This is a genomic window from Nostoc sp. CmiVER01 (assembly GCF_034531135.2).
In the GTDB taxonomy this organism is placed as follows: domain Bacteria; phylum Cyanobacteriota; class Cyanobacteriia; order Cyanobacteriales; family Nostocaceae; genus Nostoc.
In genome coordinates this window covers 120,286-144,109 of sequence record NZ_JAVRBU020000019.1, presented here as the reverse complement: position 1 = coordinate 144,109, position 23,824 = coordinate 120,286, and the positions used below count along the sequence as shown (strand labels likewise).

At 41.7% G+C, this 23,824-nt stretch carries 28 protein-coding genes; 14 read left to right on the top strand and 14 right to left on the bottom strand.

Features of this window, described 5'->3' with window-relative positions; all coding sequences use genetic code 11:
* The first annotated feature begins 41 nt into the window (after window positions 1–41).
* On the top strand, window positions 42–1,067 hold the full coding sequence (locus RMZ43_RS29215; RefSeq protein WP_416212437.1) for a WD40 repeat domain-containing protein: 1,026 nt from the start codon (window positions 42–44) through the stop codon (window positions 1,065–1,067).
* A gap of 48 nt (window positions 1,068–1,115) precedes the next feature.
* Here the strand turns inward: RMZ43_RS29215 and RMZ43_RS29210 are convergent, their stop codons facing one another.
* The 3 genes from RMZ43_RS29210 to glpX form a co-directional block, all read right to left on the bottom strand.
* Window positions 1,116–1,676 (bottom strand): metalloregulator ArsR/SmtB family transcription factor, encoded by a 561-nt coding sequence (locus tag RMZ43_RS29210; RefSeq protein WP_322653676.1) that lies wholly within the window; start codon window positions 1,674–1,676, stop codon window positions 1,116–1,118.
* Between the two features lie 260 nt (window positions 1,677–1,936).
* Window positions 1,937–3,223 carry a glutamyl-tRNA reductase gene (locus RMZ43_RS29205; RefSeq protein ID WP_322648612.1) on the bottom strand — a complete coding sequence of 429 codons (1,287 nt, stop codon included), beginning with the start codon at window positions 3,221–3,223 and terminating at the stop codon, window positions 1,937–1,939.
* A 240-nt stretch (window positions 3,224–3,463) separates the two neighbouring features.
* The gene (glpX, locus tag RMZ43_RS29200; RefSeq protein ID WP_322648611.1) at window positions 3,464–4,501 is read right to left on the bottom strand and encodes a class II fructose-bisphosphatase; all 1,038 of its coding nucleotides are present in this window, start codon (window positions 4,499–4,501) and stop codon (window positions 3,464–3,466) included.
* A 317-nt stretch (window positions 4,502–4,818) separates the two neighbouring features.
* Between glpX and RMZ43_RS29195 the strand changes: the two genes are divergently transcribed.
* The 7 genes from RMZ43_RS29195 (at window position 4,819) to grxD (ending at window position 9,728) form a co-directional block, all read left to right on the top strand.
* Window positions 4,819–5,391: a DUF981 family protein gene (locus tag RMZ43_RS29195; protein ID WP_322653677.1), complete on the top strand. Its 573-nt coding sequence runs from the start codon at window positions 4,819–4,821 to the stop codon at window positions 5,389–5,391.
* A gap of 47 nt (window positions 5,392–5,438) precedes the next feature.
* Window positions 5,439–5,753, top strand: coding sequence for a glutaredoxin 3 (gene grxC / locus RMZ43_RS29190; RefSeq protein WP_322648609.1), 315 nt, complete (start codon window positions 5,439–5,441; stop codon window positions 5,751–5,753).
* 284 nt (window positions 5,754–6,037) lie between these two features.
* On the top strand, window positions 6,038–6,523 hold the full coding sequence (gene tadA, locus RMZ43_RS29185; protein WP_322653678.1) for a tRNA adenosine(34) deaminase TadA: 486 nt from the start codon (window positions 6,038–6,040) through the stop codon (window positions 6,521–6,523).
* Between the two features lie 112 nt (window positions 6,524–6,635).
* Complete coding sequence (locus RMZ43_RS29180; RefSeq protein ID WP_322653679.1) at window positions 6,636–7,394, top strand: lysophospholipid acyltransferase family protein; 759 nt, start codon at window positions 6,636–6,638, stop codon at window positions 7,392–7,394.
* 828 nt (window positions 7,395–8,222) lie between these two features.
* Window positions 8,223–8,828, top strand: a complete 606-nt coding sequence (locus tag RMZ43_RS29175) for a hypothetical protein (protein WP_322648606.1) — start codon at window positions 8,223–8,225, stop codon at window positions 8,826–8,828.
* Between the two features lie 217 nt (window positions 8,829–9,045).
* Window positions 9,046–9,303, top strand: coding sequence for a BolA family protein (locus tag RMZ43_RS29170; protein WP_100899811.1), 258 nt, complete (start codon window positions 9,046–9,048; stop codon window positions 9,301–9,303).
* Window positions 9,304–9,404: 101 nt separating this feature from the next.
* Window positions 9,405–9,728, top strand: a complete 324-nt coding sequence (gene grxD / locus RMZ43_RS29165) for a Grx4 family monothiol glutaredoxin (protein ID WP_322648605.1) — start codon at window positions 9,405–9,407, stop codon at window positions 9,726–9,728.
* Window positions 9,729–10,074: 346 nt separating this feature from the next.
* Here grxD and RMZ43_RS29160 read toward each other — a convergent pair whose 3' ends face one another.
* On the bottom strand, window positions 10,075–10,323 hold the full coding sequence (locus tag RMZ43_RS29160) for a DUF6761 family protein (RefSeq protein ID WP_190938947.1): 249 nt from the start codon (window positions 10,321–10,323) through the stop codon (window positions 10,075–10,077).
* Between the two features lie 587 nt (window positions 10,324–10,910).
* Here RMZ43_RS29160 and RMZ43_RS29155 point away from each other — a divergent pair.
* Entirely contained in the window at window positions 10,911–11,678 is a 768-nt protein-coding gene (locus tag RMZ43_RS29155) for a response regulator transcription factor (RefSeq protein WP_322648604.1), read from the top strand.
* A 103-nt stretch (window positions 11,679–11,781) separates the two neighbouring features.
* Here RMZ43_RS29155 and RMZ43_RS29150 read toward each other — a convergent pair whose 3' ends face one another.
* The 4 genes from RMZ43_RS29150 to RMZ43_RS29135 all read right to left on the bottom strand — a co-directional run bounded on the left by RMZ43_RS29150 (window position 11,782) and on the right by RMZ43_RS29135 (window position 14,561).
* Window positions 11,782–12,579 carry an ABC transporter ATP-binding protein gene (locus RMZ43_RS29150; protein WP_322653680.1) on the bottom strand — a complete coding sequence of 266 codons (798 nt, stop codon included), beginning with the start codon at window positions 12,577–12,579 and terminating at the stop codon, window positions 11,782–11,784.
* A 110-nt stretch (window positions 12,580–12,689) separates the two neighbouring features.
* On the bottom strand, window positions 12,690–13,256 hold the full coding sequence (locus tag RMZ43_RS29145) for a hypothetical protein (RefSeq protein WP_322653681.1): 567 nt from the start codon (window positions 13,254–13,256) through the stop codon (window positions 12,690–12,692).
* Between the two features lie 103 nt (window positions 13,257–13,359).
* Window positions 13,360–13,821, bottom strand: a complete 462-nt coding sequence (locus RMZ43_RS29140; RefSeq protein ID WP_322648601.1) for a DUF4079 domain-containing protein — start codon at window positions 13,819–13,821, stop codon at window positions 13,360–13,362.
* 344 nt (window positions 13,822–14,165) lie between these two features.
* Window positions 14,166–14,561, bottom strand: a complete 396-nt coding sequence (locus RMZ43_RS29135; protein ID WP_322648600.1) for a DUF1830 domain-containing protein — start codon at window positions 14,559–14,561, stop codon at window positions 14,166–14,168.
* A gap of 588 nt (window positions 14,562–15,149) precedes the next feature.
* Between RMZ43_RS29135 and RMZ43_RS29130 the strand changes: the two genes are divergently transcribed.
* From RMZ43_RS29130 to RMZ43_RS29120, 3 genes are all read left to right on the top strand, one after another.
* Complete coding sequence (locus RMZ43_RS29130; protein ID WP_322648599.1) at window positions 15,150–16,739, top strand: photosystem II high light acclimation radical SAM protein; 1,590 nt, start codon at window positions 15,150–15,152, stop codon at window positions 16,737–16,739.
* A gap of 106 nt (window positions 16,740–16,845) precedes the next feature.
* Window positions 16,846–18,243, top strand: coding sequence for a DICT sensory domain-containing protein (locus RMZ43_RS29125; RefSeq protein ID WP_322653682.1), 1,398 nt, complete (start codon window positions 16,846–16,848; stop codon window positions 18,241–18,243).
* A complete protein-coding gene (locus RMZ43_RS29120; RefSeq protein ID WP_322653683.1) occupies window positions 18,240–18,878 on the top strand; it encodes a pentapeptide repeat-containing protein in 639 nt (212 codons plus the stop codon). Before RMZ43_RS29125 ends, RMZ43_RS29120 begins: the two co-directional genes overlap by 4 nt.
* Window positions 18,879–18,939: 61 nt before the next feature.
* On the opposite strand, the gene RMZ43_RS29115 is transcribed toward RMZ43_RS29120, so the two are convergent.
* The 5 genes from RMZ43_RS29115 to clpS all read right to left on the bottom strand — a co-directional run bounded on the left by RMZ43_RS29115 (window position 18,940) and on the right by clpS (window position 21,878).
* Window positions 18,940–19,344, bottom strand: coding sequence for a type II toxin-antitoxin system VapC family toxin (locus tag RMZ43_RS29115; protein ID WP_322653684.1), 405 nt, complete (start codon window positions 19,342–19,344; stop codon window positions 18,940–18,942).
* 9 nt (window positions 19,345–19,353) lie between these two features.
* On the bottom strand, window positions 19,354–19,593 hold the full coding sequence (locus tag RMZ43_RS29110) for an antitoxin (RefSeq protein ID WP_322648595.1): 240 nt from the start codon (window positions 19,591–19,593) through the stop codon (window positions 19,354–19,356).
* Between the two features lie 648 nt (window positions 19,594–20,241).
* Window positions 20,242–20,487 carry a hypothetical protein gene (locus RMZ43_RS29105; protein WP_322648593.1) on the bottom strand — a complete coding sequence of 82 codons (246 nt, stop codon included), beginning with the start codon at window positions 20,485–20,487 and terminating at the stop codon, window positions 20,242–20,244.
* Window positions 20,488–20,707: 220 nt separating this feature from the next.
* Entirely contained in the window at window positions 20,708–21,538 is an 831-nt protein-coding gene (locus tag RMZ43_RS29100; RefSeq protein WP_322648633.1) for a CPBP family intramembrane glutamic endopeptidase, read from the bottom strand.
* Between the two features lie 58 nt (window positions 21,539–21,596).
* Complete coding sequence (clpS, locus tag RMZ43_RS29095; RefSeq protein ID WP_100899825.1) at window positions 21,597–21,878, bottom strand: ATP-dependent Clp protease adapter ClpS; 282 nt, start codon at window positions 21,876–21,878, stop codon at window positions 21,597–21,599.
* 285 nt (window positions 21,879–22,163) lie between these two features.
* Between clpS and RMZ43_RS29090 the strand changes: the two genes are divergently transcribed.
* On the top strand, window positions 22,164–22,508 hold the full coding sequence (locus RMZ43_RS29090) for a hypothetical protein (protein ID WP_181374237.1): 345 nt from the start codon (window positions 22,164–22,166) through the stop codon (window positions 22,506–22,508).
* Between the two features lie 236 nt (window positions 22,509–22,744).
* Here RMZ43_RS29090 and RMZ43_RS29085 read toward each other — a convergent pair whose 3' ends face one another.
* Entirely contained in the window at window positions 22,745–22,948 is a 204-nt protein-coding gene (locus RMZ43_RS29085; RefSeq protein WP_322648592.1) for a hypothetical protein, read from the bottom strand.
* Between the two features lie 459 nt (window positions 22,949–23,407).
* Here RMZ43_RS29085 and RMZ43_RS29080 point away from each other — a divergent pair, with 459 nt between their 5' ends.
* Entirely contained in the window at window positions 23,408–23,737 is a 330-nt protein-coding gene (locus tag RMZ43_RS29080; RefSeq protein ID WP_322648591.1) for an STAS domain-containing protein, read from the top strand.
* Window positions 23,738–23,824 lie beyond the last annotated feature (87 nt).

Below are 23,824 nucleotides of genomic sequence, written 5' to 3'. Positions count from 1 at the left end.
GTGGGGATAATTTTCTACGCCCGTATATTATCCTGGCATTTATGGCAGCTGTTGCCCTTCCAGTGACTACCTGGCAAGGGTTTTATATTCATGAAGCTCATGCTGCCATTGAGGTAACACCAAACTCTCAAACTACCAACAGCTTTGCTAATGCCCAACTACTTTACACACTCATAGGACATACCGGAACCGTTAAATCCCTCGCTTTCACTCCAGATAGCAAAATTCTGGTGAGTGGAGGCGCAGAAAACGAGGGTGTAATTCGCCTGTGGAACTTAGCAAAAGGCAAAAAGTTGGCGAATATTAATAAAGCACACCAAACAGCCATAGAATCTTTAGTGATTTCACCAGATGGGCAAACCCTCGCTAGCTGTAGTGATGACAACACGATTAACCTCTGGAACCTGAAAAATTTTAAATTTACCCGATCTTTTGTTGGACATACCAGTAATGTATTATCTTTAGCGGTGTCTCCTGATAGTAAAGTTCTCATCAGTGGAGCTTTAGATGGGATTCGGATATGGGATTTGCTACAGCAGCGCCCGCTTGGTACTCTAGTACGTTTTGACAATTTGATTTATACCCTAGCCCTTAGTCCTGATGGGCAGACCTTGGCTAGTGGTGACAATAAGGGTGTAATCAAGCTGTGGAGTTTGAGTACTGGTAAATTAATAAGTGAATTTGTCGCTCATGATAATGCTGTTACCAGTGTGGTCTTTACACCAGATGGACAAACATTAGCTACTGCTAGCCGCGATCGCACAGTCAAACTATGGAATATTAATACTGGAGAATTAGTCCGCACCCTCACAGGACATAATAACTGGGTAAATGCGATCGCTATTAATCCCGATGGACAAACTCTTGCTAGTGCTGGCAGAGATGGCATTAAATTGTGGAATTTAACTACAGGTGAGTTAATAAATACACTGAGCGGACATACAGATTGGGTAAGTGCGATCGCTTTTAGTCCTGATGGTAAAATTCTTGCCAGTGGTGGATTTGATAAACAAATCAAGATTTGGGGAAATCCACAAAACCTAATTAACAGCGATCGTACGAAATAGTTAAATATACGACCTATGATTATACGGTTGCTTATTTATCTTTCATATCTATGTTGTACGCCAATAAACCCCATTCTCTCGCTGCATTAACTGGCAAGCAATGAACTCCCGTCTCAGGGTGGCGTAGTCGGGATGGTAGCGTTTAAGAATGTCATTTACCATGCGTTCAGGGTAGTTGACTCCTCTATCAAACTGGTTTGCTAACCACTTGAGAATTACTAAGCGCTTTTTGCGACTAGCAGGGATTTCCTTAAGGTATCCGTCCTCGAAATAATTTTTCAACACTTTGCTTTCCCAAGCCTCAGTATCCACATCCTCAATCAAAGATGCTATCTTCTCAGGTGTAAAAATTTCCTTACTGATGCTTTGTAAAGCCTCGCTATCCAATTGATATAGACGGCTATTACCTTCAGGGCGCACAGTTACCAAATTTAGCTCTTTAAGTTTCGCTAAATGATGAGATACCGTAGGTTCCTTGAGTTGCAGTAGTGCCGCCAATTCTTCGACGCTGCACTCCTGATTCGCCAGGATACCTACAATTTTCAATCGGCTATCATCCGCTAATGCCTTGAAAAAGCGGAGTAAGATGTTAAATTGCTCTGGTTGCATAAATAATTTCTAATTAGACATTTATCTAATTAGAAGTATATCTAATTGAAAGCTCAGATCCCCAACTTCTTTAAGAAGTCGGGGATATTATACCATTTCTTTGTGAGGCTGCGCCAAACCTTCTTAAATTCTTTCTTTGTGTCCTACCCTGCGGGAAGCCACTTCGTGTCTATGCGTCCTTTGCGGTTCGTTTTTCTTCCTTGTACTTAAATATGGTTTAGCGCATCTTCATACAGAATTGGTATTACTTGTTGTTAAGTTTAACTAAATTGTTCCTCTGCATCCAGGTTAAACAGCATTTGTAGAGTTTGCATACAGCGCCGTCTGGCTTCCACATCTTGCTGCGATCGCAATTGCACCATCGGGTCATGTAAAATTTTATTGACAATTCCCCGCGTTAATGCTTCAATCACCTCTTGATGTTTTTCTGCGAATTCCGAACCCAATCTTGACAAAGCTTTTTCTAACTCTTGTTCGCGGATAGTTTCGACTTTATTTCGCAGACAGCTAATAGTGGTAACAGTTTCAAGAGAGCGCCACCAAATATCAAAAGCTTCCACTTCTTCCTCTAAAAGTCTTTCTGCTTCTTGTGCAATCTTTCGACGGCTTTCGTAGTTTTGCGCTACTACTGCCTTCAAATCATCCACATTAAATGCTTGCACATTTTCTAATTCATTTACATCTGCATGAACATTACGCGGCACAGAAATATCAAATAACATTAAAGAACGCTGAACTTCTAACACCATTTCCAATTTGGCCCGGTCAAGGATTGGCTCTGTTGCCGAAGTACTTGTAAATACTAAATCGCTATTAGCAATTACAGTCATCATTTCTGATAACGGATGAATTTCGATCGGTTGCTGAGGGAACTGCTTAGTTAATTCTAGGGCGCGATCGCGTGAGCGATTTACAATACTAATTTCCACAGCACCCTTAGAAATTAGGTGTTGCACCAGCAGCCGCGACATTTTACCAGCGCCGAGAATTACCACTCGACAAGCTGCTAAATTTGCTACTTTTAGCTGTGCTAACTCTACAGCAGCCGAACTAATAGAGACAGCACCAGTACCAATACTAGTTTCAGTGCGAACCCGCTTACCAGCAGTCAGCGCTTGTTTAAATAATCGATTTAAAATGGTTTTTATACCGTTATATTGCTGTCCCAGTTTGTGAGTAGTTTTCACCTGAGCCAGAATTTGACCTTCTCCTAGTACCAGACTATCTAAACCACCTGCTACGCGCATTACGTGCATTACTGCATCATCATGTAGCAGCATAAATAAATGTTGTCGTAGAGAAAGTACGGGTAATTTACTGTATTCTGCAAGAAATTGTGTTACCTCCCGGATACCTTGGTCTGCTTCACTGGCAACAATGTAAATTTCTAAGCGGTTACAAGTGCTAAGAATTGCAACTTCGTCAATATGGGGATAGCTGGCCAGTTGAGCGATCGCACTTTCAATTTGTGGTTCTGGAATGCTCAATTTTTCCCGGACTTCGACTGGGGCTGTTTTATGGCTTAACCCCACTACTGCTATATTCATTTGCTAAATCGTAGTTACTAGTTGGTAGTTGATAATAGGGCATTGAGTGAGAATAGGGAATGGGGAGTTTTTGTTTATTGGTTGGTAGTTATCCCCAGCAACAAACAACTATTAATCACTAACTACTAACTACTAACTACTGTAAGGGTAAAGCATTTTGGTGAATATTTTTCCGTTTTAGAGAAAGATTTATTTCCAAATGCTTCGCCTCTACTTTTACCATTCCCCATTCCCTAAAAATTAGTTCAGTTGGAGAGTCTTGGGTTGACCAAACATGTGAATTGTATCAACAAATCGAGCCGTATTCGATTGGTTGGAAATTACCAAGCTTTGAGTTCTTGCTCCACCACTGAAGAAACGTACACCTTCCATGAGATTACCACTGGTAATGCCGCAAGCAGCGAACAGAACAGTTTCACCAGATGCCAGTTCATGAGCATCATAGACCTTATCGGGGTCATTGATATTCATAGACTTTAAACGATCAATATTGGCTTCTCTGCTTTCTCCAATCAGACCTGTTTTTACTATTGCAGGATCGTAAATCAGTTGACCTTGGAAGTGTCCGCCCAAAGCACGCATTGCGGCTGCTGAGATTACACCTTCAGGAGCCGCACCGATACCCATCAGAGCGTGGATATTAGTTCCAGCAAAACCACAGCTGATAGCTGCACCCACATCACCATCTGAAATTAGGGCGACTCTCGCTCCAGCCTCACGGATTTCTTTAATTAAATCGTTGTGGCGTTCGCGCTTCATAACCACAACTACGAGTTCTTCAATAGAACGTTCTAGACACTCAGAGAGAATCTTCAGGTTTTCTGTTGCTGACTTGTTGATGTCTACCTTGCCTTTAGCTGCGGGGGGTGCTGCTAACTTCTTCATGTAAAAGTCAGGAGCAGCAAATAAGCCACCCTTTTCAGAAATTGCCAACACAGCCATCGAACCAGGTTGTCCATAAGCTACCAAGTTCGTACCTTCACAAGGGTCAACAGCGATATCAATTTCGATTAATTCATCAGGGTTACAGAGAGCTTCGGCATTTGGTTGAGTACAAATACCAACTTCTTCCCCGATGTATAACATAGGCGCGTCGTCGCGTTCGCCTTCCCCGATCACAATGCGACCCCGCATATAGATTTTATTCATCCGCTCCCGCATAGCTTCCACAGCTACTTGGTCAGCGATATTTTTTTCGCCTTTACCCATCCATTTTGCGGATGCGATCGCGGCTTGTTCCACTACTTCAATAATCTCTAACCCAAGTGTATTTTCCACAGAGTCTGCCCTCTCAACTGCTTGAATTTCTGCCGCTTTATCTGGCTATTTCAGTCTTCAAGTCTACCAAAGGGCGGATACACCTGGAAGAAAGTTAAGTTTTACTGCTAACTCGTTAAAAAAGTGCCATTTGTGACATTGTTTTTTGATCATAACTATTCCAGCATCAAGCGTGTTCAAAAGTAACTAAGTTTTGAACCATCCAGAACATTGCTTTTCTTCAGTATCTATCTTTAGGTATAAAATAATAAAGAAAAAAAGCTGGTGAGTTCTCTCAAAACTGAAGAGCAATCCAGAAGGACATTAAGAGGTTAATCGTGTTTATCGACTACATCACACTAATGTTAATCAATATGGTAGCTGGGCTATTTCTACTAGCTGACTATGTGTATCGTGGTATAGATAGTTCTAATCAAAGACAGTGGATTCCCGGCTTTGGAATTACAGGTGCGATCGCCTTAACAACTGGTTTACACATGAGCTTCACCTGGCCAGTCATGGGTAGCTTTAACATTGCCTTCGGTGAGACAACTGTTTTATTTGGTATCTTGTTTATTGCAGCAGCGATCGCACTTGCTCAAGGTTGGGATTTATTGACAATAGCAATTTACGGCTTCTTTGCTGGTGCAGTTGCGATCGTAGTAGGTATCCGCATCATCAACTTGAATATGACAAAGCAACCGATTTTATCGGGAATCGGCTTTATTTTAACCGGCTTAGGTGGTATTTTTGCAGCGCCAACTCTCTATTGGAAAACCAATAGAACCTGGCGACTAATTGGCGTAGCAGTACTGATAGTAGCCGCTCTAATTTGGGCATTAACGGGATATTTGTCTTACTGGAATCATTTAGAGGGTTTTCAAAAGTGGGTTCCAGCGCCGATGCGGTAAGCAATGATCTAGGCTAGAGACGTAGTTAAAACTTTGCTTAATAAAACATGCTGGACTTTCTTAATCCCCTTTTAAATCGCCATCCAGAGCGAGTTAAAGCCAATGTCGAACTTTACACATGGCAAACTTGTCCATACTGCATTCGCGCCAAAATGCTGCTGTGGTGGAAAGGTGTTAATTTTACCGAATATAAAATCGACGGCGACGAAGCAGCTAGAGCGAAAATGGCAGAACGCGCTAATGGACGCCGTACTGTACCGCAAATTTTTATCAATAACCAGCACATTGGCGGCTGCGATGATCTTTATAAACTAGACACACAAAGTCAACTCGATCCCCTTTTAGCCCAAGCCGCTATTTAGCTTCAGATTTTTAGTCATTGTCATTACCCCAATTTTTATAAAAGTTAAGATATTGCAATGACGCACATCCCCCCTAGAACTTAAGTTCTAGGCTAATAGCTTGCATTCCACTCAAGTGGACTGAAATCTTTGTTTAGTCCTCTTAAGAGGACTTTAGCTATTAGCCTTGGAATTTATTCCAAGGCGGGATAACAACGAAGCGGATATTGTCAAATGTAAGTAATGACAAGACTTCTAGGTTGTAAGCTATATAGCGTTTTCTAATTTTTTATATTGATAAGTATATGTTAACTAAATACTCAGAATATCTTATACATCAACAATGGATGAGTTCTGCCTTAGAATTAGCAAAAGTAGCAGGTGAAGCAGGTGAAGTCCCTGTAGGTGCTGTTATCATTGATTCAACAGGCAAATTGCTAGCACAAGGAGAAAATAGAAAAGAGCGTGATAAAGATCCTACGGCTCATGCGGAAATTCTCGCTCTCAAAAGAGCAGCAACAACTTTACAAAATTGGCATCTTAATGAATGCACCCTCTACGTAACTCTTGAACCTTGCCCGATGTGTGCAGGTGCGATCGTCCAAGCGCGTCTAGGACTACTTGTATACGGAGTAGACGATACCAAAACTGGCGCAGTTCGTACAGTTATTAACATACTCGATAGTGCTGCTTCTAATCACCGCTTACAGGTAATTGGAGGCGTTCTAGAGTCAGCTTGTCGTCAACAATTACAAGCTTGGTTTGCTACTAAGCGGCGTAGTGTAAACTAACGGACAGAGGTAAAACTGTCCATCTAGTACCAGACAAGTCACGCAAGAGAATCTACGGTGTAACTAATCAGACTTTTCGTTAAATTTTACCCGTCAATCAGCTGCATTCGTCATGATGGAATTTTACTCTTCATCCGATACCTGCCAGGAGACACCAGCAAATCATCAGGTGACTGGTACTACCTCAAGGGTTTCTCCTTGGCTAAGTCCTCTGGCATATTTATTAGGGCGTCAGTGCCTATTACCATTATTCTTTGGGCAAATTAGCATAACCGGACAAAAAAATATCCCGACAACCGGGCCTGTTATCTTCGCGCCTACTCATCGGGCGCGTTGGGATGCATTGCTCGTACCCTACGCTACCGTTGATTGTCGGAGAGAACAAGACCTGCGGTTTATGGTGACTATCGACGAATGCCAAGGTTTGCAAGGCTGGTTTGTCCGACGTTTGGGAGGGTTCCCTGTAAATTCTAAGCATCCGTCAATCCGCACGCTGCGACATGGAGTTGAGCTACTTCAGCAGCAAAAAACCCTGGTTATCTTTCCAGAAGGTAATATTTTTCGTGATGGTCAAGTTCACCAGTTGAAGCCGGGAATTGCTCGTCTTGCTTTGAGTGCTGAATCTAGTCATTCGGGGCTGGGAGTGAAAATTATACCCATAGGCATCAATTACAGCCAACCTTATCCAAATTGGGGTACAGATGTGAGTATTAACATTGGCTCCCCAATCAGAGTCAAGGATTATATGAGTGGCTGCATGAAACAAGATGCTAAAAGTATCACAGTTGATTTAGCAAAGGCACTGCAACAGTTAAGCCATCAAGAAACAAAAATTACTAATCGTGCATTTGCAGAAATTACTAATTCTTGATATTCTCAAAGGTCAAATGTCCAAATGACTGGCTCTTACCCATTGAGTATTAACTGTGCATGATGATTAAGAAACTGGACGTTTTCAAGGTTTGACACTGATTACTTGGTATATTCATCCTGAAAACGTCACAAAATATTAGGGCTTGTTTGCAACCTTTGAGGATGTATACATAATAGATTACCCTCTTTTAATGGAACATTTAGCCAAATTGGCATTTTTTTGAGCCAATAGCTAATAATTGTCTCGAAACAACTGAATTAGTTGATGATAAATATTTTTACTATTTGGTCAAATAATGAAATGAAAGTCTTGAGATTTTCCATGATTTTGTAACCATGACTGGTAAAAACAAAATTTTGGGAAGCGCGGGCTGGAAACATCGCCATGTTTAAATGGTTTGGTGCGATCGCCTTTCACGCCCGATGGCAGCGATCGCAAATACTTCAAGCAGCGTGAAAAGATTCTCGTGCCAAATATTCCACTTAACCTGAGATAATTATTGCAAAGGAAAGTCGGTAGCGGGACGGATGGTGAAGCAGTCTCAATTTTTTCTTAAAAAAACTCTTCATCACGGCGTTGTCAAACTATTCCCAAGCTGCTTGCTGGTAAACCGATGATTAAAAAATCAGAGGAATTAACGCGATCGCTCATAACAACGATTTTAGTTAATTAGTATACAGGGGCAATGGGAACTCTATTAAACCGATTTTCAGTCTAAATCAAAGAAACTTAGGATAGGGCTTTGCTTTGTCCAAGACCAAAACAGAGTTAAGATACCCGAAGTTTCCATAACTTTTCTGTATAGTCGTTGCACTACTTGACCCCATGAACACTGCTGTCGCTGTTACCTTGATGCGCCGTACTCTTTTATCAGTCATAGCAGTCCTCAGCCTGCTATCACCTGTGAATGCTCAGGTATCACAGTTACCAGGCACTAATAGCCCACAACCTATTGACCCCAACGATCCCAATAACCTGCGCCCCATAACCCAAAGTAACAGCCTTTTGAGCATTGAAGGTGGCGATCGCTTACTGAAAGAGGCAGACCAAGCTGTTTCTGCTCAAAACTACCCCTTAGCTGTCAAGAAACTGCAAGAAGCGCGTCAGGTTTATAATCAGCTATCTAATTTTTATCAAGAATTAAACTCTAGCTTTTCGGGAATTGACAATAGGGTTTCTGATTCTCAGCGTCAGAAAGCTCTAGTAACAGCGCAAAAGCGAGATGAAGCTACCTTTCAGCTAGCATTGGTACATCGCGCCCAAAATCAGCCAGAATTAGCTGTACCGTTGTTGATTCAAATAATTAAGAGTCAAAACCCGACGCGAGATTTAGGTAAAAAAGCCTATAAACAGTTATTTGAATTGGGTTTTGTTGATTCTCCCTATCCTAGAGAAGGTGGTGCTTCATCTTCCTCATCCCCAAAAAAATAAGTTTTTCCCCTCCTCCCGCATTTCTACCTCTCCTAAAGCAGTAGCTTGAGAAGTTCCCAGTGCTAGGATAGGATTATCTACCGTAGCTTTGAGCGATCGTCCTCAAAAATCCATCTCAGATCTGCGTTTATTTCTAGCCTTGCCAAAACCTGAATTTGGCACAGCCATTGCTCCATATCTGTTAATAATAGAAAAGTAAGTTTTTTCAGGAATAGCGATGATTAGTCCGCAGCAGGTTGAGGCAATGATCAAGGCGGAACTGCCAGACGCCCAGGTTCAGGTGCAAGACTTGACTGGTGGCGGTGACCACTATCAGGTAACAGTAGTTTCATCGCACTTTGCAGGTAAGGGACTAGTGCAACAGCACCAGTTAGTTTATGGTGCTTTGGGGCAAGCTATGTCAACTGAAGCAATTCATGCCTTGGCAGTAAAAACATATACTCCTGAATCTTGGCAAGCAACACCAGCTTCCTAAAGTAAAGACGCGATTAATCGCGTCTATAGAGGAGTTAGGAGTTATGAATTTTTAACTTCTCACTCGTCATCGTTGAATGTAACATAGGAAACACAAATACCATGACGCCAGAACTCAAAGAGAAAATTGATAACTTGCTACAACAGAACAAGATTTTAGTTTTCATGAAGGGAAACAAATTAATGCCCCAATGTGGTTTCTCCAACAACGTTGTGCAGATTCTCAATACCTTGGGTGTTCCCTTCGAGACAATTGACGTTCTATCAGACTCTGAAATCCGCCAAGGAATTAAAGAATACTCTAACTGGCCGACAATTCCCCAAGTGTATATCGATGGTGAATTTGTTGGCGGTTCCGACATTTTGATTGAAATGTACCAAAAAGGTGAATTACAGCAAAAGGTAGAAGTAGCTTTAGCCTCGTAATATTCCTTTACGCAAACCGAAGGGTATACTGCTAAATTTGCGCTTCGCAATCAAGGCAATTTCCCATTTTTAATACCCTTGAAGGTCAGAGAACTGGTATCTCCTCTTTCAAGGGTTTTTTATGGGTTCATAAAAAAATACTTGATTCTGTGTTGGAATTGATTTCAGAGATAGTCAACAATCCCCTCAGTCGTATTGGCAAGACCAATATAGGGCTGAGGGGATGCGTTTTATCAATACAATATCTCCAAATCTCACACCACGGCACTAGTTGACCAATACAGATAATATGCTATAATCACCTGCGGTAATTAACGGTTACTATCAAGGACTAGGTAAATAGTACTTAGTAGTAATCGGGTTGTGGCTGTGGTTGTGGCACTGCAAAATTTGATCCATCGTACAAGTAGCGGCTGGCTTCCTCTTCTAAGCGATGAATCAGGATAGGTTCAAGAATATTACCATGTCGTAATGCGGCTAGATATCCATCCAAATACATCCGCATGTCATCCGTGCGATAACCGCGATTCCATAACTCGACGAAGGCGTCGGTGAGTCTTTGGTAATAGCGGATGGTTTGTGTGTCTTGGAGCATAACTGCTGTATTAAACTCTTTGGAATGAGAATTGTAAATGATTTACGCTCAAATGTGAACTGTAATTTCACTTTGGCATTAACTCAAAGTAAATACATCTATTTTGGACAGTACCCTCCTAACAGCTACAAGCTACTCTAATCCTATTCCAGAAAACATCGATTCTAGTTATCTGCTAAGTTATTTTTATGATTTTCATACACTCAGCAGCCCAATTGTATTGGTGATATATTCGTGGGTGTAGAAACTAATTTCTGCAAGATAGCAATCCACTATATCATCATGGTAAGAAACTGTTGTGGTAAAAGCTAGCTGCTTAGGCTATAGTTTTTTGGCAAATAATATCCATCTAAAAGCAGAATGTTAAGCTAGAAGAACTTTCTATAAGTTTAACAAATATTTAGATAAATTTAACAAAAATTTAAGGATATTTCTAATTGCTTATAGGCAAGGCATAAATTAAACATCTTGCCACTCTTGTTATGAGGAAATGTAAAGTTGATCGCAATTGAAGTAACAAAGGCTACAAAACCTTAGAGATGAGCTTGTTACTTTGAAAGTCATCGACGCTAAGGGGTCTTGCCACTGTGGGTTCGGTTTGTATAGAAATCATTGAGGGGAATCCCCATCTGAGGTCGTTGCTGGGTTGGCACTTGCAACAACTAGAATACCGTGTGCATCAAGCTGCCAGCATTTATCAAGCAAGGGAAGTATTTTTAAGCCATCAACCAACACTGGTAGTTTTAGATGCAGACCTGCCTGATGGTGATGGCATTGAGTTTTGTCGTTGGTTGCATCGTCAGCAGCAACCTCTAATCTTAATGCTATCTGCCCGTAATAGTGAAGGTGATATTGTCGCAGGTTTAAAGGCGGGTGCAGATGATTATCTGAGCAAACCTTTTGGAATGCAAGAGTTTTTAGCACGGGTAGAAGCACTAATTCGCCGGAAGCGCACACCTACTGCACCAGCTTACTTGGATTATGGCACTTTGCAAATCGATTTAGTTCAGCGCCGTGTCCGTTTCCAAGGGGAGTTTATTGACTTAACGCCCCAAGAATTCAGTTTGCTGTATGTTTTGGCACAAGCTGGGGGAGTACCTCTGAGTAGATCAGAATTACTGCGTCGTGCTTGGCCTGATGCTATCGATAATCCTCGTACCATTGATACTCATGTTTTATCGCTGCGGAAAAAGGTTGAACTTGATCCTCGCCAACCTAACTTGATTCAAACTATCCGCAATGTAGGATACCGTTTTAACATGGAAATTTTGAATAGCAATATTTCACAATCACAAACAACAAAGTTAACTAGAGAGAGATTTAATAATCAACGTTCAACGCTTAGTAGTGTGTGATGGGAATGGGGAGTGGGGGATGAGGGAGATGAGGGGATAATTATTAACTCTTAACTTTTAACTCAGCACTCTTAATGCCCAATGACGATTGACTAATCCAAATTTAAAATCCAAAATCGTCTTGAGCTTCTGCTTGAATTAAGCTTTCTCGTAATTCAACCCAGTTTATTTCAGAGACTCTTTGATTTGCCAATAAATGACCTTGGTGTAGGTGTAATAAGCGAGTACAAAACATCTGGGCTAGTTCCAGTTGGTGGTTTACCATCAAAATGGTGGTTTGATGAGTTTGACTTAACTGGGTTAAAACTTGCATTAGATGAGAAGCTGTACCAGCATCAAGGGCAGAGGTTGGCTCGTCTAATAACAATATTTTAGGCTGGATGACTAAGGCGCGAGCGATCGCTACTAGTTGTCGTTGTCCAGCAGAAAGTTGCACCTCTGTTCGCCCCAACCATTCACTGGGAATATGCAGTTGTTCTGTCCAGTGACTGACTCGTTGCTCAATTGTCTGTTTGGACAAACCACGCAAAACTAAAGGATAAGCCAAGGCTTGCCCAACTGTCATCCCCAACAGCTTCGATTCTTGCAATACAAGTACAAGCATTTGGCGTAGCTGGATGACGGGAATTTGGCGATATTCTTGGTTTTCTAGATAGATTTTGCCACTAGTGGGTTCAATGAGACGGTTGATGAGTCGTAGTAAAGAAGTTTTTCCAGCGCCTACTGACCCTACAATTGCAATGCGTTCGCCGCAGGCGTTGGCGGAGCCATCGCCCTGGAATACCTCCAAGGAAATATCTTGCAATATGGGGTATCCTTGCTGATTGCCTGGAAGTTGGGTTTTCAGCTTCGTAAACAGATTAATTTGCTCTAGCCTGAGTGTGGCTTTTGCTGTATTCAAGGGGAGTGGGGAGTGGGGAGATGGGGAAGCAGGGGAGGCAGGGGAGGCAGGGGAGGCAAGAAAAAATAACTAATTCCCAATATCCAATGCCCCATGCCCAATGCCCAATTTTAGGTTAATTGTTTGGTAGTTAAGGCTGTAGCGATCGCCCAGCCATCGACCAATAATAATAGCAGTGTGAATCCTAGTAAAATCAAGTACATCCACGGCTGCGCTAAAGGACGAACATCTGTAGTATCAATGCCTGTCTTTGCTTGGACAATTTGCACGAAACGGGCAAATCCAACTACACGCATCGGTAGTAAATAAGCTTTCTCATCCTGGCTGACAAAGTAATAAACTATTCCTCCTTGACCAGTGGTGCGGGGTTTTAACTCTTTCACCTCTGACCAAGGTAAAAACCAGCCTTTACGAAAAAAGCTAGGTACCCAGGCGGGGTAAGTAACCTGAATTCCCTGGTCATCTACCGTTACTCGTTCAGTCAATACAGCATACAAGGCAACGAAGCCGATGCTAATCCCTATCCACAATAATTCTGGGGATACTGGTGCAGCTGTTACCTGCGATAAGAAGGGTAGTGGAACTGTGAGTGCTATGTATAGACTCAGCAGCGTCATCCGAATCAAAGGAGACAGACGAAAAATAGAAGCTGAAATATTGGCTGAGTTTGCTGTCACGGCTCAATTACAATGCTTTTCTTCATTGTACGGTAGGTCTATGTCCTACCTCGCCTGCCGTATATAAGCTATGCCACTTTAATAATTCGTAATTCGTAATTTTTTAGGGTAAATATTTTTGCACTACAATCCAACCAGTAAGGGATACCCAGGCAAATCCTATAAAAAGAATAATATTTACGCCGATGTGTAAGGGTCTAGCCCAAGGTCGTCTGGGACTAATTTGTGTCGCACTGAAAGCAGATAGTAAAACTAATGCTACTACTATCAATCCAGCAACTAAATGTGATGAGTGACCCAAGGAGCCAAAGTGACCGAAAGTGCCAACAACGCCGATCGCTAGCAGTAGTAATACTAAACTTACCATGCTGATGCCCATTGTATAGTGGAGCGATCGCACCCCTTTATTTCCGCCCATAAATGGCGTAATAAAAGGAAATTGCTGCGAAGTTCTCGCCCGAAACATCCAAACGCCGGTGACTGCTAACATCAGATATGCCAGCAGAGACAACCCCATTGACCAGGCGGCAATTTTCCACAACCAAAGAAATGAAGGCAGATTCATAAGATTGATTGTAAATGAAATGCGGAAGACGGGGAAGCAGGGGGGCAGGGAGCAGGGAGCAGGGGAAACAGGGGAAGATGAGGAGGAAGGAGAATAACCAATAGACTTCTTGCATAAGTCGGGAAAAGGGGAAGGTGGGGCCCCCTCTGGGGATAAGGGGTGGGGGGAAGGGGAAAAAGTTCTGTATCGTCCTTTTCCCCTTTAACATGAACCCTTTTCCCCAAGAGTGCAAAAAGCACTTTTGCAAGAGGTTTAATGCTTCATGCCCCATGCCTAATTCTCAATTTTCAATAAATAAAAAAGGCTGCTGAATTAGCAACCCTTAAATGTAGTAAATTTTTTTTTTAATCAACCGATGCTAAACCAAGGAATTGTAAGGGTTTTGTAGTATCTCCGATTTTTGTATTAATTTGCTGCACCATAGGTCTGGTGTTAATAAGGTCATTCTCATCTGCTGAGTCTGCATCAAACTCATAAGCACTGGGTTCGTCGAGCATTAGGCGATCGCACGGGATCTTATCGGATAAAATTGCACTTGCCATCATCCCTGTATGAATCTCCAATTGAGCTTTTCGCGGAGCTTCAAACACTAAACGTTGTCCAGGAAAAACAACCCTTTCAAAGTACCAGTTGGGAATATTGGAGATGCGAGCTATCTGTATTTTGCTCGTGGCATTAATGTAGCAGCAGAGAATTTTTCCCGATTGCTTAGGTGGTAGAGGATCTAATATTTGAGCCATAACTGCGGAGGAGCTTTACGCCACAATTTTACATTACACTAGCCAAGCCTAGCATTGCCTGATCCCCAGTTGCTGTAGCTCCGACTACCAACTGAACTTTTATAGATTATTTTCACCCTTAAGATATATCGCAGGTTATAAAAATTTTGTAAAAATTTACGCCTTGTCTGCAATTTTACACTATGTGAACATCTTTGAATTTTTAATTTCTGGCAAAAAATCTTTAACTTCCTCAGAGCAGATAATTACAAGATAGCTATGGCGAAGATCCCCTTAGCTTGAGCCTAGTTCAGAAGTGTATTTTTGTGTTTCATCTATCGCAGCATTAAAACCCTGAGATCATCGCTTAATGAATGAACTCGATGTTATCGTAAAGCTATATGAAAAATGTCTTCATAAAACTTCTCTTGATCCCATGCGTTTGGTATAGAAAGCAATTTTATTGATTTTTGCATCTGTGAACACAAGTTTCATGCATATCAATAATTTGCTTCAATGTCAAGCAAAATTGTCAGAGATTAAGAGCAGCTAAAACAAAAACACCCTTTAAAACTGGAATTTATCTCGCTTTCCCCAAAGATTGGCAAGATGGAAGTCAAAACACCCATGATGGAAAATCGAATTCTTTACGTTCGCCTTCCTTGTAACCCTATCTTTCCCATTGGGGTTGTCTACCTGAGCGATCATGTCCATAAACAGTTTCCTAATATCGAACAGCGAATTTTTGATTTAGGAACAGTGCCACCTTTAGATTACAGTTCTGCTTTGGATCGCTGTATCGATGAATTTAAACCGACACTGCTAGTATTTTCGTGGCGGGATATTCAAATTTATGCCCCAGTTGGTGGACGCGGTGGGAACCCACTACAAAATGCCTTTGAATTCTACTACGCGAAGAATCCTCTATTGAAACTACGCGGGGGATTAGGCGGTTTGAGAATCTTCATCGCTTACTATGTAGAGTTATGGCGGAACCAAGGCTTAATCAAACGCGGTTTAAAGCGTGCCCAAAAATATAATTCTAATGCCCGTGTAATTGTCGGTGGTGGTGCAGTTAGTGTCTTTTACGAGCAGTTGGGTAAAAGCTTACCTCAAGGGACAATTATTTCTGTGGGTGAAGGGGAAACCCTCTTAGAAAAACTTTTAAGTGGCAGAGATTTTCGAGATGAACGCTGTTATGTTGCGGGAGAAACTCAACCACGGAAAAGGCTAATTCATGAACAACCCACTCCACTAGAAAAAACAGCTTGTAACTATGACTATATCGAAAGCATCTGGCCGGAATTTAACTTTTACCTGCAAGAAGAAGACTTTTATATAGGTGTACAAACTAAGCGTGGTTGTCCTCACAACTGCTGCTATTGCGTCTACACTGTCGTTGAAGGTAAACAAGTCCGCATCAACCCAGCAGATGAAGTAGTGGCTGAGATGCGCCAATTATACGATCGCGGCATTCGCAACTTCTGGTTTACCGATGCCCAATTCATCCCCGCACGAAAGTTTATCGACGATGCCATAGAACTCTTGCAAAAAATCGTCGATTCTGGTATGACAGATATCCACTGGGCAGCATATATCAGAGCTGACAATTTGACACCCCAGTTGTGCGACTTGATGGCAAAAACCGGGATGAACTATTTTGAAATCGGCATTACCAGTGGTTCTCAAGAACTCGTGCGGAAAATGCGGATGGGGTATAACTTGCGAACCGTCTTGCAAAACTGCCGCGATTTAAAAGCAGCTGGTTTTAATGATTTAGTTTCCGTCAACTACTCCTTTAACGTTATTGACGAACGTCCCGAAACTATCCGCCAAACCATCGCCTACCACCGCGAACTAGAACGGATTTTTGGTGCTAATAAAGTTGAACCTGCTATTTTCTTTATTGGATTGCAACCCCATACCCATTTAGAAGAATACGCATTCAAAGAAGGCATCCTCAAACCAGGATATGATCCCATGAGTTTGATGCCGTGGACAGCCAAAAAACTCCTCTGGAATCCCGAACCTCTTGGTTCATTCTTTGGAGAAGTCTGTTTGCAAGCTTGGCAACAAAACCCTAACGATTTCGGACGCGAAGTCATGAAAATCTTAGAAGAAAAGCTAGGTTGTGCCGACTTAGAAGCAGCCCTTTCTGCACCAATAGAGACAAAAGACAAACAGTTAGCAGCTGTTTGATAAAATTTGCAAAACTAGATCAGAGCAAATTTCATCTATCTCCTTGTCTCGCGCCTACTCCCTACCCTAATCACTCCCCCTCTGCGGTTATTTTCTACCCAATCCCATGTTAGAAGGTTCAATCCTACAAAAACTAGAAACAGCCCATCGCCATAGCACTAGGCCAATTCGATTCGGTGTTTACTACAAAAATACCTTAGTTGCCCTGTGCCATGCTCTTGAAGACCATATTTTAACCGACGACGGTACGCCCCTAGTAATTACAGCCTTCCAACAGGGGAAATGGTATCTACAAGAAGCCGGGCGATATGCAGATATCGCCCAGCGCAGCGCCGAAATTGCCATTATGGCTGCTACTGAATCTGGCTTTGCTGAACATCCTACAAGCCTTTTACCCAATGTAGACTTAGTGGCATTAGATTCAGTCGATCCAGTCGCTCAGGAGTGGCACTTAATTATTTTATCTCCTAAATACACAGCAATGGTAATTTGTCAAGAATTATCAGAGGCTGATTATGGCAGCACTGGAGTTCCGACATCAGACTTAGAGCGTAAATTCTATGGCTTGTGGACATTTGAGCCAGAGTTAGTGCAAGAGACAGCAGAAATAGCGATCGCTCACATCAAAAAATACAACCCAGAACTGGCGGAAAAACTCACAGCAGATAAACAGCAAATTGTACCGTCAATGGACAGATCCCAAAATTTAGGTGCAGTTGTCTCCCGTGTAGTAGATTACCTCCAGGCTGGGCAAGATAATTTATCCATCCCTACAGCCCTTCAGAAACAAACCCTAGATCGCAACTTGGTTTCTAACGAAATCCAAGCCTTTTTGCGAATGGCGCAACTGATGGATATGGCAGATGTCAACAATCCAATGGCAGCTGCGGAAGTAGTAGCTCTTGCTGAAGCGATCGGCCAGCTTTTGGATCTTCCTGCATGGCAGATTAAGAGATTACGGCTAGCGGCTTTGTTACATCGCATAGATCCGTTACAAAAAGCAGAAAGCGTTCTCACAGATAGTATATCCACACGCTATCAAGAAGATGCTCCTAGTTGTCCCTTAACTTGTCCCTTAGTACCGGGGGCACAAGTATTGCGAACTATGCCACGACTACGAGCCGTTGCCCAAATTATCACTCACCAAACCGAGTGGTGGAATGGTACAGGAGAACCAGCCGGTTTGGCTGGAGATGAAATTCCCTTAGAGTCGAGAATTTTGTCATTATTGGCAGACTTTCAGTGGCGAGTCAATGAGCTAAAATCGTCAAATCAAAGCCGGGAACAGATATTTACTCAAGCTTTAGATGAGTGCAGACAGCAACAATCTAACCGCTTTGACCCTAAACTTGTAGATACCCTAACTTTATTAGTTATGGGTTTACAACAGGGACTCGACTTACCCATCATGACACCCAAAGTCAGCGCCGGTATCTGGATACTTGATTCCCAATGGGATAGCCACAGCAAGATCAGTGAGGAGATTGGTAGTTACTTTACATGAATATTGAAGCCATTAAATTAGGAAAACTCAAACAGCTTCCAGGGGCAAATTTAGAAGACGAGGAACTCTCTCGACTAGATTTAAGCCGGATTAATCTTGCTGGTGCTACCCTTGTTGGCACTAATTTCGCTGCTTCCAAACTCGAAGGTGGGCATTTGGAGGGAGCAAATTTGATGGGGGCCAACCTCCAAGAAACTGACTTGCGGGCGAACCTCATGGGAGCGAACCTGATGCAAGCAGATTTAACAGGCGCTGACTTACGAGGTAGCAATTTGCGTGGTGCTAACTTGATGGGAGCCAGACTCAGTGATGTGTCATTGGTGGGTGCTTTCTTGAGTGGTGCCAATTTGATGAATGTGAACTTGCAAGGCGTTGACTTGCGCGGTGCTGACTTGCGCGGTGCAAACCTGACTGGGGCAAATCTCAAAGGTGCAGACTTGAGCCGCGCCGATTTGCAAGGGGCATTATTGAGTGAAGCAAACCTCGAAGAAGCCGACTTGCGGGGGGCGAATTTGGCGGGGGCGAATTTAACGGGGGCGAATTTACTCTGTGCAGAGTTAGAAAGTACAAATTTGAGCGGCGTTAATTTGAATAAAGCTTGTGTGGTGGGGACAGTTGTAGAGGCTACGTTTTAAATAGGGGTTAATTTATACAAACTGCAATGAATAATATATTAGACTACCCAAATGTATGTCCTCAAAGTAGCCAATTTTCTACACTTAAACCAGGTACACGCTCAAATTCGCGGATATTTGCTGTAACAAGCGTCAGGTTAAGGGCTAGGGTATGGGCAGCAATCAGTAAATCATTGAGGCCGATGGGCTTTCCTGTTTGCTCTAGGTGTGTACGAATTACTGCATAGTGCCGATCCACTGGAGGCGACAGCGACAAAATAGGTAACACTTCAAGAATGCTCTCTAGTTGCTGAAGAAGACGGAGAGAGCCACTTTTAGCTGCACCAAATCGCAGTTCACACACCACAATAATGCAGGTACAAATGCAGTTTTCCTCTACGGCTGCGAGTCGCTGAAACACCAAACCTTGAGGATGTCTTACCAAATCTGAAATGATGTTGGTGTCTAGCAGGTATTGATAGGTCATTGGGTAGGATTAAAGCACAATATCATCGAGTGGCAGTAACCCTTCATCTATGTTAGGAAAATTTTCTGTAATGTCTTCTAAAGTAGCAAGCAGTGAAAGTAGAGAACCGGAAGAAATGGGTTCGATGATTAATCGATTACCTTCTTTGCGTAACAAAACTTCTGTACTGGATAGAGCAAATTCATCAGGAATGGTTAGGACTTGATGTTGCCCATCCCGTAATAGGTAAACATGATATGAGTTTGGCATCAAGCAATCTTCTTAAAATTATAATTATTTCGCCGCAGTGTGTTGCTTTACAATATCATATCAAGTTTTATGCTGCACGGTCGAAATAACTGATGGGTATTAAGCGTTAATTGTTGGGTTTCACTTGGTTGAACTGAAACGCTTTTGCAAAGTTGTATGTGCCTTAAAAATATCTTCTAATAAATCTTGTGGCAATTCTGATATTAAAGCAACTCTATCAGGATTTTGCTTATGTAATATGTACTTTTTTTGAATTGATAATAAACACAATACCAGCCCTGTGAGTTCATAAAAACTTTCTGGTGTTGCCCACCTGTATATATTAAAAATCCTATCAGTAATACACAGAAAGTCCAGAAAACTAACTTGGTAATCTGAATCAAGACTGACTAAATAAGTTTGGTTCAACTCATATCTAGCAATTTGCCAGTATCGCAGGTTTTCCAGAAACTCTGCTTCATCACTTAAATCAGCGATTCACTCCCATTCAGTAGATTCATTGCTATCGTCAACAAACAAGTTCGTATGGAACTTTCGTAAATCCATTTCTCTTACTCCGATGGAAAACACTACCTCAACTGTTAGTTGATGATACACTTAACAAGCTGTAAGTTGAACAGCTTATCTAAGCCCGTAGTGAAAAATGGGCTAGCTTTCTACGGGAGGATATTTGATGCTACGTGCTGTATTATCAATATATTCTTGTGGGAAAATTTTCCTTCCTAATACCAACGCTTCTTGCCTTTCTTCATCTGTCATATAATCATCTCCCTTGAGTCCTCTTGGGGTATGTCGAGGATTTCCTCCTGCATCCAAATATCGCTGACGTGCGATCGCAAATAGTTCTAATATTCTTTGCGCTTGCTGCTGTCTAATGGCATTAGGTTGCGTCATCGTTTTATTCCCATCCGAAGGTCACTACTTCGCCGTTTTGTAATATCGTTGCCAAGGGTAAAACAGTGCTAGGAGTTTGAATGTGCCAATACCCTGTGTCTTCATCATAATAATCTCCAAACAAGTAAATTTAGAGCTTCTAGGGCATTTATTACTAAGTATTGCTCTTGGAGTGGGTTCCACAAATGGTGAGTGTGTATGTAAGCCAGTGCTGATCTTATCAGAGAGGCGATCGCTCAGTCCTTCCTCGTATCCACAAAGCTAGTACACTCATTAACAACACCCCCATCACTCCTTGCAGGGGATTATTATTCACACCAGTTACCCAATCAGGAACTTGGCCAGAATATTTCACTAATTTACCTACATTAATAATGTAGTAACCCCAAACTAAACCGCCATGTAAACCAATTGGAAAACCCAAGCGTCCCCTCCGCCAACGCTTTCCCCATACTTGCGTTAATCCCAGCAGTACTAAAGCTGGAAATTGCGGCAGTGTATGAATAATTGCCTCCAAAGGTTTAATAAAATGCAATGTAGCAAAGGCAGTCGCATCTGTCCACAATGCCACACGCGGACTGTAATCTCGTTGTAATTCATTTAGCAACCAGCCTCGGAATAACAATTCCTCAGCAAATCCAACACCTAAGCCAACAAGTAAACCCTCTAAAATAACTTTCAGCAATAAAACTTTCGGTTGTTGCCACACCAACCAACCCAACAAACTTTCTACCCCAAAAAGTATCAGAATATTAATTATTCCCAGAGCCAAGCCACGCAGTAAATCCACACCGTTTTGTCGCGTGAATTCTAAACCATAATGCCGCAGAATTTGGGACTGTTGATAGACATATTTACCCCATATTCTCAGGAGGCAAATAAATATCGCATATAACAATACCAATGTCAATATACTTTCTAAGTTTGAATCATGCACTAGAAAGTATATTGGTGCAGCCAATGGCAACCATAGCAGCAATAAAATCAAAATAAAACAGCCCAGCCTGATAGGGGCAGGGCGTTCAGCTAAACGGACAAGGTTTTCTTTCATACCAATGTGAGTCACCAGCCAATACTCTATACTTCGACTAATGACCAATGACCAATGACTATTCGTCAGGTTCAATCGTGCTACTTAAACCGTGACTTTTCAATGTTTCGCAATAGAACTCAGCGTGTTCTAGAGCGCAAGTAATAACTAAAGCTAGCCCGTTAGTATGGGCTTCCATCATGATGCTCACAGCTTGGGGTTGGGTAAGGCTAGGTACAGTGGCTATTAGTGATTGTACAACATGCTCCATCGAGTTGTAATCGTCGTTATGGAGCAAAACGCGATACCGAGGCGCGAGCTTACGGGTTGTGGAAGGCTTTTCAATGGTTTCAACTGACACGGCTCTTTGCTCTTTTCTTGTTGATTCACTACTACAAAGTATCTGTGTAGCGATCGCTTAACAGTTATTTACCTATTCTATAGTATTTCTGTCCAAATCCTATGTTAAGAAAACCCTTTGCTGGCAAGGATTGGTCGTATTAGTTTTGTGTAGGCACTTGTGAGGCATAGTTGCCGTGAGAGTGCTACCCTAATGTAACAGAAGCTCCTTTAAAAGTAGCGCATTCTCACTTTTAAATTAAACAAGTTACAAAACAATCGTTGTCGCTGCCCAAACTGCATAATGATGGACATTAGCCTAAATTTTCTTCAACCAGGACAAATTGTGTCTTTAGAGCATGGTGACAGGAATCTGTATGCAGAAGTCATTCAATTTGTAGTTTCCCGCCAGTTATGCTGGGTGCGTCCTTTATTAATGGTTACTTTCATTCAAGAATCGCCGCTAATTACTGATTTGCGAGACGCGTCTGACCTGCTTTGGCCTGCCAACTTATTTCGACCAGCATTAGACACAGAAGTAATTACCTTCTTGAGCCAAGTTTTAGCAAAAGAACCAAAAACGGAACCTGACTCAGCCGCCAAGCAGCAACTCAATCAATTTATTCACCAACTTTGGCAAGCATACCAATAAGAATTAGGGCATTGGGCATTGGGCATTGGGAATTGGGCATTGGTTATTAATTCTTCTCTCCCTACTCCCGACTCCCCATTCCCTTTTAGAGAAGATGTTTCTGAAGCTTTGATGTTAATAACAATACTTTTCAAATATCCTCTTACTAAAACATGTTTTACCTACTTGAAATTTTAATTGCTTTAGCCATAATCAAATTCAATTGATATAAGCAATAAATCTCTATACCTAAGCAATTAGGCATATCCTAAATTAGGAACCAACTGAATTCTACCAGCATCCATCTCTGCCATTAATAATTCCAGAGCTTCGTAATCAACGTCAGAAATGTAACCCAGTTCCGTCAATTCTGAGTTGATTTCATTTTCTATCTCAGGAGTTAGTTTTTTAATGTCAAGAGCTTTTTCTACTAGTTTACGAATAGCGTACTTAGTTCTCATAAATCATAACCCAAGTTTATATAATACTAATTATTTCCGATTTTTCTAAGCAAAAATAGTGATTTAAAAGTCATATAGATCACAATTTAACTAGTTAAAGAAATAATTTGCTATGAGGATATCGAATGCCATCAGCAACGCTAAAGTGAGGAATTTAACTTACCGTTAAGACTTGGCTAAATTAGCTTTGGTTATAGACTAAGCAAGTTTTATCAGCATACTTACTGATGATTTATTGTTTCTACGGCTGTCTATAGTTGATTGTTTTTGAACTAGCATAAAAAAAAAGTATATATAAGCACATTTTAACCTGAAATTATGACAATCTTTAAACAGAGATACTAAAGCAATAAAGATTCAGCAAAGAGAAGTAAGACATATGGGCGATGCAACAAAATAAAGTTTATGTTCAAATAATTCTTAGCTTGACGCTTTAATAATTCTCAATAGGATGTAACTATGCAGGCAGTGCTGAACTATCCGAAGATTGCAGTGATTCGCCCCCAAGGCTTTTTGAATGCTACAAATGCCTTAGAATTTGAACGAGACATGACCACAGCGTTAGCACAAAATGGTATTTCCATCTTGGTAGTAGACCTCGCAGCAGTAGAATCGTTAGACAGCGCTGGGTTGATGGCATTGTTATCTATACACAAGCTGGCTCTTAGTTTAGGAAGGGGTTTTCGACTCTGCGCTATTGCTCCGTCAATAAGAATTATTTTTGAGTTAACGCAACTCGATAGGGTGTTTGAAATATTGGATGGTGAAGTTGAGTTGGCTGCAACATAACTTTATATAAAAGCACCAAGTTTTGGATATGAAAGGGACTTTATGTAAAGGAGTTATAAGTTGCAACGGTAAACTCGGTTAGAAGAC

Excerpts from the sequence above, each read along its gene's own strand:
- RMZ43_RS29215 (WP_416212437.1), top strand. The coding sequence starts at position 42 with ATGGCAGCTGTTGCCCTTCCAGTGACTACCTGGCAAGGGTTTTATATT.
- RMZ43_RS29210 (WP_322653676.1), bottom strand. The coding sequence starts at position 1,676 with ATGCAACCAGAGCAATTTAACATCTTACTCCGCTTTTTCAAGGCATTA.
- RMZ43_RS29205 (WP_322648612.1), bottom strand. The coding sequence starts at position 3,223 with ATGAATATAGCAGTAGTGGGGTTAAGCCATAAAACAGCCCCAGTCGAA.
- grxC (WP_322648609.1), top strand. The coding sequence starts at position 5,439 with ATGCTGGACTTTCTTAATCCCCTTTTAAATCGCCATCCAGAGCGAGTT.
- tadA (WP_322653678.1), top strand. The coding sequence starts at position 6,038 with ATGTTAACTAAATACTCAGAATATCTTATACATCAACAATGGATGAGT.
- RMZ43_RS29180 (WP_322653679.1), top strand. The coding sequence starts at position 6,636 with ATGATGGAATTTTACTCTTCATCCGATACCTGCCAGGAGACACCAGCA.
- RMZ43_RS29175 (WP_322648606.1), top strand. The coding sequence starts at position 8,223 with ATGAACACTGCTGTCGCTGTTACCTTGATGCGCCGTACTCTTTTATCA.
- RMZ43_RS29170 (WP_100899811.1), top strand. The coding sequence starts at position 9,046 with ATGATTAGTCCGCAGCAGGTTGAGGCAATGATCAAGGCGGAACTGCCA.
- grxD (WP_322648605.1), top strand. The coding sequence starts at position 9,405 with ATGACGCCAGAACTCAAAGAGAAAATTGATAACTTGCTACAACAGAAC.
- RMZ43_RS29160 (WP_190938947.1), bottom strand. The coding sequence starts at position 10,323 with ATGCTCCAAGACACACAAACCATCCGCTATTACCAAAGACTCACCGAC.
- RMZ43_RS29140 (WP_322648601.1), bottom strand. The coding sequence starts at position 13,821 with ATGAATCTGCCTTCATTTCTTTGGTTGTGGAAAATTGCCGCCTGGTCA.
- RMZ43_RS29135 (WP_322648600.1), bottom strand. The coding sequence starts at position 14,561 with ATGGCTCAAATATTAGATCCTCTACCACCTAAGCAATCGGGAAAAATT.
- RMZ43_RS29130 (WP_322648599.1), top strand. The coding sequence starts at position 15,150 with ATGGAAGTCAAAACACCCATGATGGAAAATCGAATTCTTTACGTTCGC.
- RMZ43_RS29125 (WP_322653682.1), top strand. The coding sequence starts at position 16,846 with ATGTTAGAAGGTTCAATCCTACAAAAACTAGAAACAGCCCATCGCCAT.
- RMZ43_RS29120 (WP_322653683.1), top strand. The coding sequence starts at position 18,240 with ATGAATATTGAAGCCATTAAATTAGGAAAACTCAAACAGCTTCCAGGG.
- RMZ43_RS29115 (WP_322653684.1), bottom strand. The coding sequence starts at position 19,344 with ATGACCTATCAATACCTGCTAGACACCAACATCATTTCAGATTTGGTA.
- RMZ43_RS29110 (WP_322648595.1), bottom strand. The coding sequence starts at position 19,593 with ATGCCAAACTCATATCATGTTTACCTATTACGGGATGGGCAACATCAA.
- RMZ43_RS29105 (WP_322648593.1), bottom strand. The coding sequence starts at position 20,487 with ATGACGCAACCTAATGCCATTAGACAGCAGCAAGCGCAAAGAATATTA.
- RMZ43_RS29100 (WP_322648633.1), bottom strand. The coding sequence starts at position 21,538 with ATGAAAGAAAACCTTGTCCGTTTAGCTGAACGCCCTGCCCCTATCAGG.
- RMZ43_RS29090 (WP_181374237.1), top strand. The coding sequence starts at position 22,164 with ATGGACATTAGCCTAAATTTTCTTCAACCAGGACAAATTGTGTCTTTA.
- RMZ43_RS29085 (WP_322648592.1), bottom strand. The coding sequence starts at position 22,948 with ATGAGAACTAAGTACGCTATTCGTAAACTAGTAGAAAAAGCTCTTGAC.
- RMZ43_RS29080 (WP_322648591.1), top strand. The coding sequence starts at position 23,408 with ATGCAGGCAGTGCTGAACTATCCGAAGATTGCAGTGATTCGCCCCCAA.